At 39.8% G+C, this 14,196-nt stretch carries 11 protein-coding genes; 3 read left to right on the top strand and 8 right to left on the bottom strand.

Annotated elements, in window-relative coordinates; translation table 11 throughout:
* The first annotated feature begins 710 nt into the window (after nucleotides 1–710).
* The gene (locus FNH22_RS21395) at nucleotides 711–2,027 is read left to right on the top strand and encodes an IS4 family transposase (RefSeq protein WP_143400488.1); all 1,317 of its coding nucleotides are present in this window, start codon (nucleotides 711–713) and stop codon (nucleotides 2,025–2,027) included.
* Nucleotides 2,028–2,249: 222 nt separating this feature from the next.
* Here FNH22_RS21395 and FNH22_RS21390 read toward each other — a convergent pair whose 3' ends face one another.
* The 3 genes from FNH22_RS21390 to FNH22_RS21380 form a co-directional block, all read right to left on the bottom strand.
* The gene (locus FNH22_RS21390; RefSeq protein ID WP_143400487.1) at nucleotides 2,250–3,269 is read right to left on the bottom strand and encodes an XdhC family protein; all 1,020 of its coding nucleotides are present in this window, start codon (nucleotides 3,267–3,269) and stop codon (nucleotides 2,250–2,252) included.
* 264 nt (nucleotides 3,270–3,533) lie between these two features.
* Entirely contained in the window at nucleotides 3,534–4,583 is a 1,050-nt protein-coding gene (locus FNH22_RS21385) for a hypothetical protein (protein ID WP_143400486.1), read from the bottom strand.
* Between the two features lie 9 nt (nucleotides 4,584–4,592).
* Entirely contained in the window at nucleotides 4,593–5,042 is a 450-nt protein-coding gene (locus FNH22_RS21380) for a hypothetical protein (RefSeq protein ID WP_143400485.1), read from the bottom strand.
* Between the two features lie 266 nt (nucleotides 5,043–5,308).
* Here FNH22_RS21380 and FNH22_RS21375 point away from each other — a divergent pair, with 266 nt between their 5' ends.
* A complete protein-coding gene (locus tag FNH22_RS21375) occupies nucleotides 5,309–6,355 on the top strand; it encodes a nucleoid-associated protein (RefSeq protein WP_143400484.1) in 1,047 nt (348 codons plus the stop codon).
* Nucleotides 6,356–6,398: 43 nt separating this feature from the next.
* On the opposite strand, the gene FNH22_RS21370 is transcribed toward FNH22_RS21375, so the two are convergent.
* From FNH22_RS21370 to FNH22_RS21350, 5 genes are all read right to left on the bottom strand, one after another.
* Nucleotides 6,399–6,770 (bottom strand): hypothetical protein, encoded by a 372-nt coding sequence (locus FNH22_RS21370; RefSeq protein WP_143400483.1) that lies wholly within the window; start codon nucleotides 6,768–6,770, stop codon nucleotides 6,399–6,401.
* Nucleotides 6,771–6,828: 58 nt separating this feature from the next.
* Nucleotides 6,829–7,407, bottom strand: coding sequence for a GDP-mannose pyrophosphatase NudK (gene nudK / locus FNH22_RS21365; RefSeq protein WP_143400482.1), 579 nt, complete (start codon nucleotides 7,405–7,407; stop codon nucleotides 6,829–6,831).
* A gap of 228 nt (nucleotides 7,408–7,635) precedes the next feature.
* On the bottom strand, nucleotides 7,636–9,012 hold the full coding sequence (locus FNH22_RS21360; protein ID WP_143400481.1) for a DUF1080 domain-containing protein: 1,377 nt from the start codon (nucleotides 9,010–9,012) through the stop codon (nucleotides 7,636–7,638).
* 10 nt (nucleotides 9,013–9,022) lie between these two features.
* On the bottom strand, nucleotides 9,023–10,225 hold the full coding sequence (locus tag FNH22_RS21355; RefSeq protein WP_143400480.1) for a Gfo/Idh/MocA family protein: 1,203 nt from the start codon (nucleotides 10,223–10,225) through the stop codon (nucleotides 9,023–9,025).
* A gap of 565 nt (nucleotides 10,226–10,790) precedes the next feature.
* On the bottom strand, nucleotides 10,791–11,891 hold the full coding sequence (locus FNH22_RS21350; protein WP_143400479.1) for a hypothetical protein: 1,101 nt from the start codon (nucleotides 11,889–11,891) through the stop codon (nucleotides 10,791–10,793).
* A 461-nt stretch (nucleotides 11,892–12,352) separates the two neighbouring features.
* Here FNH22_RS21350 and FNH22_RS21345 point away from each other — a divergent pair, with 461 nt between their 5' ends.
* Nucleotides 12,353–14,170 carry a 7TM diverse intracellular signaling domain-containing protein gene (locus FNH22_RS21345; protein ID WP_255518125.1) on the top strand — a complete coding sequence of 606 codons (1,818 nt, stop codon included), beginning with the start codon at nucleotides 12,353–12,355 and terminating at the stop codon, nucleotides 14,168–14,170.
* Nucleotides 14,171–14,196 lie beyond the last annotated feature (26 nt).

Here is a 14,196-nt window from a genome sequence, read left to right as displayed (position 1 = left end):
TTGCCTACTGCCCTTTGCAGATTGCTGACTGGCCGAGAACTTTCCAACACTGCAAATAGCGTTTATAATCTAACTCTAAACGTCAATTGAGGCTTGACACGACACTAGTCTTATATCACGTTTTTATTGTCATTATTTTTCGAGCCTCTTTTACAAGGAACATAACGGTAACCGATAATAAGGTCGGCAACAAGCAGCCAGCAAAGTTTTATGACGGCTGCTCATGAAAAATAATTTCTGTGTAAAAGTGATCCTTATTGCCTTTGATTAGCATTTTTCAAAACCAGGAGATGATCTTTTACCTCGAAATCCGGTGATTTAGCGACTTTTTGGAGTTCTAAGTTCGGTTTTCATTTTTTTTGCACGCCCAAAAGAAAACGAAACAAAAGAAAAGGGCGCCACGGCTAAAGTCCGTTTTCCCCGCAAAACGCACAAAACCAGCTCCTTAGGCCTGCCTACACACCACCCTCAAACGGACCGCACTACCCGTCATAGCCATCAGTTTAACTTTTTAATGAATTGATTATGAGTGTTTTGAAATACGGGATAGTATCCCTATTAGGGATATTGTTCTTTTTTCCCATTTTATATTTTGTAAGTGAATAAAAGAAAGGGCTACTTTTTGAATGCCCTTTCATTAGTTTAATAATACGACTAAATAGGCAAAAGAACCTTATTCCAATAGGAGTACAAATTGCGTAAAACGTTTAATTGCAGACTTTTTTAATGAGAAAGCTTTAAATCAGCTTGCCAAACAAACAGGGTTTATTAAACGTAAAAGTGCCAAACTGCTAGGCCATCATTTTCTGAACATATTAGTATTTATGCATCTGCCGGATAACAAACAGAGTTTACGCGGTTATGCAGTTGATTGCCACAACAGTTTTGATATTAAAATCACTAAACAATCTTTACAGAAGCGTTTTAATAAATATGCAGTTCGTTTTATGGGAGAAGCCTTGAGTTGGCTACTCCATAAGCATATTCTACCTACTGGACAACCCATGGGTAAATTAAGGGCATTCAATCGTGTTCGTATAAAAGATTCCACCCGATTTAATCTTCCCGCCTCATTTAAAGAAAAATACACAGGAATAGGCGGTGTAGCTAACTTGTCAAAGGCGATGATGAGCATTCAGTATGAGTATGATCTGCTTTCAGGCCAGACCCTTGATTTAAGGCTCACTAGAGGAACTGATAATGACCAGAGAGACGCAAGCGTATACACAAATGATATTGAACAAGGCGATTTGTTGATTAGAGACTTAGGTTATGCTACTCTAAACTACTTTTCGAAGATCATTTCAAAAGGGGCTTTCTTTCTTAATAGGCTTCATCCCCAAAAGAAAGTGTATTATAAAGCAAAGCCAGATAAAGAAGTCGATTTAAAAGCCTGCCTTCAAAAACTTAAAAAGTACCAACTTGCCTATCTCTCATTAGAGGTATTAATAGGTAGTGAAGATAAAATTCCTTCACGGCTCATTATCTCACAAGTTGACCAGCGGAGCTATGAAAAAAGACTCAAAAGCACGGCCAAAGCAGCAAGAAGCACCGAAAATATAAAAGAAGATTTTAGAATCAGGTGTAGACTTAATCTATTTATAACCAATGCCTCAGAAGAAGATTTACCTTCTCGGGATGTTCAATCTATTTATAGCCTTAGGTGGCAAATTGAACTCATTTTCAAAATTTGGAAATCTCAAGCTACTATTACTGCTATTAAAGAAGTACAAATACAGCGCTTTGAATGTCAGTTGCTCGGGAAAATGATCTATTTGGTTTTACACTGGAAACTCTTTAGGTGGTTAGATAATAGACACAGAAGTAAAAATAAAACACGTATCCTGAGTGTATGGAAATATTTTACCATTGCTTTTCAACTATCAGAAGTATTCAGAAGAACTACTCTAGATAACAAAAAAATAAATGAATTCCTGAGCATATTACTGGATAAACCCATTGAACAACTTGTTTTAGAACCTAAAAACAGAAAACCTAATAATTATCAACGTTTTATGACTTACTAAGCTGACGGCTATGGCACTACCCGTGGACCACCAGCCGCACAGTTTTATATGAATTATCATGAGTGGCCTATGACTTAATATCACTTACTGCGGGTTGCCAGACTGCTAACTCATCCAATCACAATGGCTCAGTAAACACAATGAATAATCTACATCGGACACACCATTTAATCCTTGATGCATCACTATTTTTTTATCATTGAAGACTTCAAACTCCCGGACCTATAAAAATTGATTTTTGGCTTGTATGATCTCTCCCATTACAGACAATGCAATCTCCTTCGCTGATTTGGCATATATAGGCATACCTATAGGAGCATGTATCCGGTCTATTAGTGCTTCTGGCACTCCCCTCTCCCGAAGTCTTGCTACCCGTTTAGCATGTGTCTTTCTGCTTCCCAGCGCACCGATATATCCTGCGTCAGACAGCAGTAATACTTCCAATGCATTATCATCTATTTTGGGATCATGCGAAAGAATGGCACAAAAGGTATAGGCATCAAGGGGAAACTTGTCCAGCACTTCTGATGGGTAAGACTGCAGTAATTGAGAGGGGGGTGAAGTAAAAACCGTATTTTGTGCAAAGTACCCTCTGGGATCAATGACCACTGTCTCAAAATCATACTTATTACCCAGGGCCACCAGGTCAACTGTAATATGTGCCGCACCGATGATCAGAAGTAAGTTTTTTCTTGGGAATATGTGAATAAAGTAAGTCGTCCCTTCATGCTCAACGATCTTATTCGCACGCTCTTCGTATGCCTTTTGTGCAGCATTCATTATTTTTTCCGGAATACTGTCCCCCAACATATCACCATTTTCATTGATCAATGCATTGACACCGGTGCCTTTTTCAACACTTGAAATTAAGATTGAAGACTTATTAGCCTCTGTGTTTTCCAATAGCTTCAGCCATACCTCCCCGGCGGAAAAATTAACAGGCTGTACAAATACCTCAATACTACCTCCACAAGACAGCCCTACCGACCAGGCATCTTCATCCGAAATACCGTAACTGAGTAACTTTGATGCATTTCCAGTCAAAACCTCTTTTGAGCTTTTTGCCACGGCCCCTTCCACACACCCTCCACTTACGGACCCGACCATGCTTCCATCTCCATTGATCATCATTACCGAGCCCACCGGCCTGGGTGAAGAACCCCATGTCTTTATTACCCTGGCCAGCGCAATGGGGGCACCGGTTTTATTCCATTTCTTTAGAATTTCGACAAAATCGTTCATGCTTATTGAACCGTAAGTTGAGCGTTATATAAAAGTAACTAATTCCGGGCTGAATTGTCCAATCATCGGAACTATGGCGACTGTCTGGTTTCCGTCAGACGTCGGCGATATCCGGGTTTGAACGTACTTTAGATTGGTACGGTAATGGTTACGACATCCCACCTCCTTCTTTTCTCACCACATGTGAGTTGAAAGAGAGATACTATTTTTCTTGTCTAACCTCCAGGCCATTAACTGAATTGTCACATTATTGATGCTTACTATTTAATCTCCTCCGCAAGAGGAACAAGAACTACAACTGGAGCAAGAACTCCCGAATGATGAGTCAGAACTATCTGATGACCCAAAATCAAACCACCCACCGTCAGACGATGAGGTATCAGAACTCACTGTATCCGGCTCTCCAAAAATATCCTGTCTGTTATCAAAATCTGTCGTATCATCGAAGTACTCAGAAGAACTATCCGCTTCTTGCAAATAACCTAAATCACCCCCCGTCTCAGACTCGTAATATGTATCATTATGTATCACCGAATGATCATGCCCAACAGAGGACCAGATCATACTATAGTATAAGTAACTGTCAAACCCGTGGTACCCATAGTGTAACCCATGATACCCTTCCTCTCTGTTTCTTACGAGGTCCCTTTCATTTTCTGGCTTCCTTTTTGGAACAATAATTTTGGTTTTCACCTCGGAATGGACATCATCCACTCGTATGGATTTCTTAATGCATAAAACAAAATCATCTATAAAAGCGGTAAAATCATGAAGCTTCTCTCTTTTGTATTCGTCATAGCTCTCCTGAGATGAAAATACATTATCAAGTTTATTATCCACATCACCTTTTACAGCAGAAAACTCTTTCAGTAACCCGGTTAGTTTAATTTCAATAGGGTGCTCCCCTACACTATGACTTCTACATATTTCAACTTCCAATAGATATTTGAACGAATCGTCTTCATGTTCCAAAACAAGTAGCAACGTATTGAAATGGGAAGACATGGCCGTGCCTGCATTCAAATCGTAAAGATCAAAGGCCTCTTTTAAGTCATCCTTTGCGCCTTTTTCATCAAGGTAAAAATCAATATCATCATGAGACAATCGGATGATATTGGTAATGCCTTTTTGAATTAATGCCTTGTTAAGTTGCTGAAGAATGGATACCGCCGTAAAAGTTTCTTGTTCCTGCTTGTCAGTCACTCCGCCCAGCGTCATGTGGTAGAGCATTCTTTTAAAAGCTTTCGTTGGTTTTATTCTTTCGATCTTTGTTATCTCAGAGGGGTCTATGGTAATTATTCCTTCAAAATACATAAGGTTGTTTTAGTTTGAGTTGCACGAACCGCATTGGGAATCTCTCCATTCTTTACGAGATAATTCACCCCAGATATTCACCGGGGGTTCTCCAAACAGGCTAATATAACGCTGAATTGTTTTTAAATAGTTTTTATTGTTGGCGGCATTATTATCATCGGGAGTGTGGTGAATAAAACTTCCCAGTTCAATTCGACAAAACCTTTCATACGCTTTAGTAAAAAGAATGAACTCATGCCAGGCCAGGTCAACCATTAAGGATGGGGTCAACTTAACATGAAAAGCTGAAACCAAATACATAAACTTCACTACCTCCGTCAATAATTCATGAGGATCAACATCCTGCCCCAACGGAAGATCCTTTAACTTCTTGAAGAGAATGGGATTACTTTCCAAAAGATTCATCGCCCAGATCTCAGAAGTTCTTTTGTCTACTTTTTTAGTTTCCGTATCCTTCATTTATTCCCTGTACTCCATGAGGTTTATCTAAAATGCTCAAATTATAAAATAAAGATTCTTCAACGAACTAAATGTGCATTTTTTAAAGTCCTGACCCTAAAACGAATAAATGCAAACGTCTATTACTTTACTATTCTGTTATAATAATTTCAGCGTAATTTACCGATCCAAAATTTTAAGAACTCAACCCATCTCCAACCCTTTTTGAACAGCAACGATTAAACTGTTCCTTTTAATTTGCAACAAAAGACTCAAAATAACAGGCCATGAATTTTAGTGAATCAAAAATATCCCAACTAGTACTTCATACTGTTGGGAACACCACAAAAGAAGAACCTTTGATCCTTGCCGAAAAGGGGCTTTTTATCGATCCTTCTCTGATGGACAACAGGCTACGCCCCTTTCTTCTTCAATCGATATGTCAGTCCAAAGAGGTGTATTCTTTCTTTCATGAAACGGATCTGAGGTTCAATGAAGTATTTCAATTCACAGCTAACATTTTCAACGACCCGCAAGGTTTTCTTAAGCATTCTCAAGACATTGCCAAACAGCTCTACAGTGTACAGACTGACCCTAAGATCAAAAAGGGACACCTCATGGTTTTTTATGTAGAGGGTATCATCGAAGAAGGTAATGAACTATCGGGGTTAGGTATTTTCAAATTAGAAGACAATGCTAATTTCCTGACATTTGAAGAAAATGGACAGTTGGTAACGTTAGAGTTCCTTAACGGAGTGAACCTCAATGATAAGATCGACAAAAGCTGTTTTATTCTTAATACTGAAATGGAAACAGGGTTTAAGATCTTTCTATCGGATGCACGCCATGGCAGTGACACCAAATTCTGGATAAAGGAATTTCTTCAAATCGGTGTCAATTCCACAGATTTCTCTTTGACCAATAAATTTCTGGGGCTTACGAAAGACTTTATCCAGGATGAATTCCCAAAAGAATTTAACGTGGAAAGGCCTGACCAGGCCGACTTATTGAACCGGTCACTGGATTTCTTTAAGAACAACGAAGAATTTCAAAAAACTGATTTTGAAAACGAAGTTTTAGGAGATGAAGATCTGATAGATTCTTTCCAAAGACATGCAAATCAACATTTCGAAGAGGAAGAAATGGAGATCCCTGATTCATTTCAAATATCAGCAAATGCGGTAAAATCAAAGGCCAGAGTATTCAAAAGTGTGCTGAAGCTGGACAAAAATTTCCACGTCTACATTCATGGCAACAGGGAACTTATTGAAAAGGGGGTGGATGAACAAACCGGAAGAAAATTTTATAAGATCTATTTTGATGAGGAGAGGTAGTGCAATTCTTTTTCTTGGTTTAATCTAATTAAAACAAGCTTTCTTAATCAGCCTTTAACATTACCAAATCTAAAATTAGAGTATCCATTTTTGAAACAACCCAAATCGTGTCTCCGCTGATTTTATTGATTTCAGTAGTTAGCTTCTTACCAACCATGGATTCTCCTTCCTCTTCTGAAGATTCAATATACTCTAATTCATATTTGCAGCTGTCTAACCATCTGATAGCTCCTTTAAATTCTATAACTTCACTCTTTTCAATTTGATATTCGCTTGTCCTGGTTATTCTCCAATTTTTATATGGCTCATTCAAGTAAACAAATTCACCCTCTTTGACATCTTCACATTTGTCAATGGAATCAATAGTATTGCAAGAGGTAATCAAAATTGATAACAACAGTAAAATAGTCTTCATACACTTTAAACATTTGCTATTCAATGCTCGACCTCAAAATCTCTATGCAGCCTCATTTTCATACCAGATCATGGATCTTAGCGTACTGAAGCAACATGATGGTTTTTGCATCCTTAATTTCCCCTGTATATATCATATTCAGGGCCTTCTCAAAGTCCAACTCCAAAACTTCTATATTTTCCTGTTCTTCTTCCAACCCTCCTCCTTCACCAACCTTCATTGCCTTGTCATATTCAGCTACAAAAAAATGAAGTATTTCAGTAACAGCGCCGGGCGACATATAGGATTCAAAGATCTTTTTAACTCTTGAAATTTTATAACCTGTTTCTTCCTCGGTTTCTTTTCTTATGCAGTTTTCAGGATCGTCCTGATCCAATAGTCCGGCACAAGCTTCAATCAACATACCATTTTCATTTCCATTCATAAAAGTCGGCAATCTGAATTGCCGGGTCAGTATTACTTTTTTGCTCTTAGCATTATAGAGGAGTATGGTCGCTCCGTTTCCTCTGTCATACACCTCTCTTGACTGCGTCGTCCTATGATCGGTCTTATTTATGTATTCGTAGGTCACTTTATTCAGCGTATACCAGTTATCAGACAATAATTCTGTTTTAACTATGTTAATTCTGTCGTTCATGGTTTTTTAAAATTGCGGCTAACAGGCGTAAATAATAGATGGAGATTAATAAATCACAGAGCAAAGTAACTCACAAACATGCTAATAGTACCGGCTTCGCACCACAGTATCCATAACCCAGCCTTGATGATAAGCTTCAAGAAGATGATCAGAGAATGCCTATGAATGATAAATCCGTCGATCCGATAGATGATCTCCCTTTGGCATATAATTTCTGAGAGGATCTTTTTAAAACTCTCTGATCTTAATGCTTCGGAAATGGACCGTATCACCGTGATCCTGTAACAGAATGTGGCCTTCCGGCCAACGACCGAAATTGGGCCAGTCCTTGTACTTGCTATAATTGACCAGCGCCAGGAACATTTGAGAAAATCGATCGTATTCAATGACCTTTTCATTATTAAGCCAATGCTCCACTTTACCACCTTTAGAAATGATTCTGGCTTTATTCCAGGTACCTATACCGTTAAAGGTCTTCCGTCTGTCCGGAATGGAGAGGTTTTCGGCGGTCATAAGGTCATATAATGAACCTAGTGTTCTATTGCCTGCCACTCCTTTTTTAGCATCAGGGTGTTTTGCATCATCCAGTAGCTGGAATTCACAGCCTATGGCTGATCCTGCTCCTGTATTCAGTCCGGGGTCCACAAAATATTTGATGCCACTATTGGCCCCTGCAGTAATTTGAAATTCCAGTTCTAACTCAAAGTCTCCAAACTGTTCTGTAGTAATAATATCTCCCGGCCCGGTAGATTCTCCGCCGTCAGTTGCGAACACCGTTAATATGCCGTCTTTCATTTCCCACCCTGATGTTGGAAACCCATCCATTTTAGCCCCTTTCCATCCCTTGGAAGATCTGCCATCCCAAAGCAGCCGGTACCCTTTACGTTTCTCCGTTTCGGTCAGTTCATTGGTCAGATAACTAATTTCCTGCACTTCAGGATCTGCCGGCCAGCTTACAGCCTCCAGGTTCTCCGTAGTGATCCTAATGTTTCTCCATTTCACCTGGGTATTGGCCTGATCATCTTTGTATATGCTGTGTACCTGAAGAGCAACAAAACCTTCTGCCGTCATCGCATCCACCAGGTTACTACACATCGTACCATTGATCCAGGTCCTTATCCGGTTGCCAATCGCTTCGACCCTAAACCGGTTCCATTCTCCTCTGCGAAAGGCCTGTCTTCCCTTCGGGTTGGCAGCCAGTGGGTATAACCAACCTCTTCTAGCCTCATCATAGATACCTCCGCTGTATGACCGGGAGCTTGGATCAATTTCTACCTGATAGCCATGTGCACGCCCGTCTTTATATGCTTTAAAACTATTACTTCTGATCTGAACACCGGAATTTAATCGATTATCTGCCAGCACCTCATACTCCAATATAAAATCCGAATACGTTTTCTTAGTTGCCAGGAAAGTATTTGGCGTATTCTTTACCGTAGTGCCCACGACAATATCTCCTTCAATCGTATAAGGAGCTTTGCCATTAAGTCTCTCCCATCCGTCGAGGTTTTTACCATTGAAGAGCATTTCCCAGTTTTCCCTTTCCTGTGCTAAAACAGATAGGCCGGGTAGTAAAAGTAGAATGATTATCCAGTTAATTCTCACGATGTTCGTTTTAAAAATTGTATTCCTCTTTCCAGTATTCAACCGTGTTATTATCCATTGCATTCAGCGCCATTTGCACTACCACAGATACTTTTGCTCCTGTTTCTGCATTGGAAAGGGGTGTTTTATTCTTGCGGATATTTTCTTCAAAATCCAGCAATGCCTGTAAACTGGGATCTGCGTGGGTCACGTTGATAGGTGATCCTTCTCCGCTTTGCCATGCTTTCCGTGTGGCACCGCTCACTCCATCTACTATCCCCAGTTCCGATAGTCGTTTGTGTTCGGCATAGAGCCAGGCTTTCGTATAATCCAGGACGATGGTACCCTTATTACCTCTGACGGTGATGAGATAATCATCTTTGGCGTTCGTAGTTAGAGAAGTAAAAGTAGCCTTCAAACCATTGGGATATTCAGTGACCAGATGTACGTTATCGTAAGTTTCCCTGCCATCTTTCCAATAATCAATGCCACCAAAACCGGCTACTTTTACAGGGTGAGCGTCTGTAATCCAATTCACAAAATCAATCTGATGAGAACAGAGTTCTGCCGTCAGCCCTCCGGACATGTCACGATACATGCGCCAGTTGACCAGTTTTTCCCATTTAGGGTCCGGCACTTTCCTTCGCCAATCACCGTTTCTATTCCATTGACTTTCAATATGGGCTACTTCACCAATGTATCCACTTTTAATGAGGTTATGAACATGATGGTACAATTTTGAACTATGATATTGATGACCTGTTTGAAAAATTTTACCGGATGACCTGGACTTTTGAACAAGTTCTTTGGTAGGACCAAAACCATAGCTCATTGTTTTTTCGCAAAAGACATGCTTATCCGCCTCCAGGGCTTTTAACGCTATTTCTGCATGTGTGCCAAATGGCGTGGCAATAATTACGGCGTCTACCTTCTTGTCATCAAGTAATGCATGATAATCCTCATATGCCCTGGTATCGGCATCCCCATACTGCATAGCTTCTTTCAAGTGAAACGGTAAGATATCACTGCAGGCTACCAACTTGATAGAAGGTACGTCCTTCAGCAGTGATGCCAATCCCTTTCCACGACTACCCGTGCCTATAATTCCGATCCCAAGGGGCGAATCGTTATAAGATGATTTCAATATACTTACCGGGTCAGAGAGCACAACTCCCCCTGTTAACAGCATTCCTGCCGATAAAAAGTTTCTTCGTGAAATTCCTTTTTCTTTCATTTTAGGTGACGATATGGAGGTTCAGAAACCCCACACTTCGGACAAAACATGGACTCAAAACCTATTGGATACATGGAAAAACAAGAGCTAGAATTTCTGATATCTTAAAATTCTAGCGATCAGTTGTTAAATTATTGAATTTTCGGCAAAATCTGCTTGCTTTCCATGGCTCTTCATTAGCCATAAGCAAAGGATTTTTCATTTCGTTGACTGCTAAAAGTATTTTACCAGTGTCAAATAGGTGTATTGAAACAAATTAAACATCTGTTTATCAATTACTTAACACTTTTCGATGAACATTCCGCCTGACATTAGAATAATCCCCAAATTACCTTTTAAGAGACATTTGTCATGAATTCCTTTTTAATAACTGACAAAAACTACATCACCCCATCCATTCACCGGTTTGAATGAAGAGGCCTGATAGATAAACTGGAACAGCAACCGTGCAAAAGGCGTCCTATTTGAGACGCCTTCGTTTTTATATTTCAGTTATTTCTTACAAAACCTGAACTGACCTTCAGCTTATCCACTCTATAAAAAAAATAGTCAATAAGGAAAAGAGCTATTGAATTATTGAATTACTGACTTCTATTGGAGTATCACTATGCATGGAAATAGACGGATAAACAGGATACCAGGAACCGCCTATATTGTTTTGTATGGTAGAGTTATCGATCCTGATATTTCCTGAATGGTCATTAGAGACAAAAAATATAGCCGAACCAAAAGAATTGACTTCATTCTCTTCAATTTTTGAACCGAGCACAGTAAGCGTCATGGTATTCCCATCATTATAAATGGCTCCTCCACTTCCCCCTCCCCGAGTATTGTCAGAAGCAGGATTACCACCATTCCCAATGGCTTTGTTGTGAGAAAAAAAACTGTTGATAATGGTCCATGACACACCTATACTACTAATTGCCCCACCATTTGAACCTGTGTTCCCATACCCTTCAGCTCCTCCAAAAGTGGTGTTGACCACATAGACAGGCTGGTTATTGTATTGGCTGAATACACGTACAGCGCCACCTCCCACGTCAGGGCCTAAAGCAGCACATACATTATTAAAAAACCGGCAATTAACCATCTTAAACCTTCCTCCACGCACCCAAATTGCTCCGCCTCCATCATATTCCGATTCAGCAGTAGAGTTCCCATCGGCAAATGTTATATTCTGAACGGTCAATCTCGGGTGGTCCTGGTTCTGACAGTGTGAGGTAGTCCAGTTCTGATCCTGGTCACAGGTATTCATATATAAAATACGTGTTTTTCCGTCACCACTTAAGGTAACGAGACCTCCTCCATCTATGACAACATCCGGATCCGCATCATTGAATACTTTAGCAGGCTTATCCATACGGATCACTACTGGGTCCGGTCCACAATCAAAGGTGATCGTACCCCCTTTGGCTACGGCATCCACAAAAGCATCACAGGTACAACTTTCAGCAGTTCCGGTGCCAACTACCTGGTCCGGAGAGGACACATCTTCTGTAGCAGCTTCAGCAGGAATGGGACTGTTACCCTCCGGATTACCTGCAGCAGGGCCATCTGCCGGGTTTTCCAGTGGGTTATGTACATCCAACAACTGACCTTCGTCATCATCTCCACAACTCCAGAGCAATAGCACCAATAAAAAACTCCATCTAAATCCTTTTTTCATGGCAAAAGTTCTTTTTTTCAAGTTTAAGCGTTTTTGACACCACGTTACAGATCTATTTTTGAGAAACCATTTGAATGTAAGGAAAGTATAAAAACTATAGCTTACAGCTGAGCCGAAAAAAATAACAGGACAATCGAGATCCTTATGTTCATCAAGGCTAAGATAACACTTTAGCCACAACGATGGCGCCGCTTTCTCAGAACATTACCGAGCCTGACTTCTCTCAAAAGCTTTGAAAAACCAGATCAAAGGTCATATGGTCATAAACTGATTTTATAGTAACTTCATTACCCATTTGGTGAGCCTGAATTATAATAAACAATAACTCTTCTATTCTCAACCCCCGGCCGGCTGATGGATTTTTCAATAAAAAAATCGAGGTCCAATTCAATAATTTATAATAACTTGTTGATATTCAATTGATTACAAAACTGATAAAATATTCCCTTCCTTTGTTGCTAGTGGCTACCACCAGCCTCTATGGTCAACACACTTACGATATCGCCGATTCTACAGACCAACACATTTTTGTCTATGATTTTATCGAATACCTGGAAGACCCAAAAGACAGTATCACCCTGAAAAACATTCTGGATGGTCATCATGATCATACTTTTAAGCCAAATACGGATTTTGCCCCTAAGAACTACAACATTCATTCTGCTTACTGGGTCAGGATAAAGATCAACCATCACAGTAATTCTCAAAAGCAATGGCTCTTAGAGTTCTTTGATCAAACCATCGATAGCATCTTTGCCTTTATTCCAAAACCCAATAACAGGTATGATACTATTTTATTAGGAGATGCTGCACCATTTTCTATGAGGCGTATCAAACATAAAAACTTTATAATCCCCATAGAAAATGATCATAACAAGGAGCTCACCTACTATTTCAAAGTGAAGGCATCCCATCCTATCGATATCATTTTAGTAGTGAGATCCTATGATTTCTTTTCCTTCTACTCACTTAATGAGTACTTCTTATTCGGTATTTTCTATGGATTGATCATATTGATAGGACTATATAACCTGTTGCTTTATTTCACCATCAGGGAGACGCCCTATCTCCACTTTGTATTGTATGCCTACAGCGTAGCACTTTTTTTCAGTAGCTCAGACGGGTTTTCTTACCAGTATTTATGGTCGCACTGGCCGTTTTGGAATGAGATAGCCTACGGGGTATTCATGTTTTTCATTTCCGTATTTGGTATATTCTTTACCAAACACTTTTTACACTTAAAGTATAAAGCGCCCAAACTGAACACAATGTTAAATGGGGTACTGGCACTGAGAAGCGTTTATTTTTTCAGCTGCTTATTTTTCGATAAGACCTGGTTTGATCATTTATACATAGATATCGTACCACTTGTTTTTGTATTGGCGATTAGTACCTACTTTCTTTGGCGAGGGTATAAGCCTGCACGACTGGCTACATTGGCTTTCTTCTTTTTACTGATAGGTTCCATTACGAAGCTGTTGTTAGCGACTGGGATCGGTAACATTGGCTCGGGTGTAATTAATTACTATGCGCTAAACATGGCTTTTCTCCTGCAATTAATTGCACTTTCCTTTGCCCTTGGCGACAAAGTCAGGATCCTGAAAAACAAAAAAGACAGGGCTATGAGGCGAATAGTTAAGCAACACGAAATCAATAGCAGGCTTCAGACCAAAGTAAACAGGGAGTTGGAGCAAAGAGTCAGGGAACGTACGTTAGAGCTAAACATTAAAAACGAAGAGCTGAAAAAAACCCATGACCAAATGGCAGAACAAGCCGCTGAGATCAATAAGATGAATGCCATGCTGGACATTGACAATTGGAAGATCAAAAAAGAATCGAAGCAAGAGATCCGAAAGAAATTGCTTTCACGAGGGGTTAATTACGCTGAATTCATAAAGATCTTTCCGGATGATATGATATGCTATCAGTACCTGGCTGATGTTAAATGGAGCCAGGGTTTCGAATGTAAAAAGTGTGGTCATACAAATGGGAATCAGCAAAAACATCATTCCAGGAGGTGCTCCCGCTGCGGATACATTGAATCCGCCACTTCGCACACCGTATTTCATAATGTTAAATTCCCTCTACAGAAAGCTTTCTATATCTCCCACCTTGAACTTACGGGAACGAAAATTACCACAGTAGAATTGTCAAGAATATTGAAACTTAGAGTTGCCACCTGTTCGGCTTTTCGTGAAAAACTTAGAAAAGCGTTGAGCGGAAATGACCACAAGGAAACCCTCAAAAACCAAGATATTATCGTTTTTTTCGATTATTGATAATAATGCGTATTCATATTTTGGGA

It is taken from the genome of Fulvivirga sp. M361, from assembly GCF_007097395.1.
Taxonomy (GTDB): Bacteria; Bacteroidota; Bacteroidia; order Cytophagales; family Cyclobacteriaceae; genus Fulvivirga.
The sequence above is the reverse complement of the archived record's forward strand: the minus strand, read 5'-3'. Positions and strand labels throughout refer to the sequence as shown.

Excerpts from the sequence above, each read along its gene's own strand:
- FNH22_RS21390 (WP_143400487.1), bottom strand. The coding sequence starts at position 3,269 with ATGAACGATTTTGTCGAAATTCTAAAGAAATGGAATAAAACCGGTGCC.
- FNH22_RS21385 (WP_143400486.1), bottom strand. The coding sequence starts at position 4,583 with ATGTATTTTGAAGGAATAATTACCATAGACCCCTCTGAGATAACAAAG.
- FNH22_RS21380 (WP_143400485.1), bottom strand. The coding sequence starts at position 5,042 with ATGAAGGATACGGAAACTAAAAAAGTAGACAAAAGAACTTCTGAGATC.
- FNH22_RS21375 (WP_143400484.1), top strand. The coding sequence starts at position 5,309 with ATGAATTTTAGTGAATCAAAAATATCCCAACTAGTACTTCATACTGTT.
- FNH22_RS21370 (WP_143400483.1), bottom strand. The coding sequence starts at position 6,770 with ATGAAGACTATTTTACTGTTGTTATCAATTTTGATTACCTCTTGCAAT.
- nudK (WP_143400482.1), bottom strand. The coding sequence starts at position 7,407 with ATGAACGACAGAATTAACATAGTTAAAACAGAATTATTGTCTGATAAC.
- FNH22_RS21355 (WP_143400480.1), bottom strand. The coding sequence starts at position 10,225 with ATGAAAGAAAAAGGAATTTCACGAAGAAACTTTTTATCGGCAGGAATG.
- FNH22_RS21350 (WP_143400479.1), bottom strand. The coding sequence starts at position 11,891 with ATGAAAAAAGGATTTAGATGGAGTTTTTTATTGGTGCTATTGCTCTGG.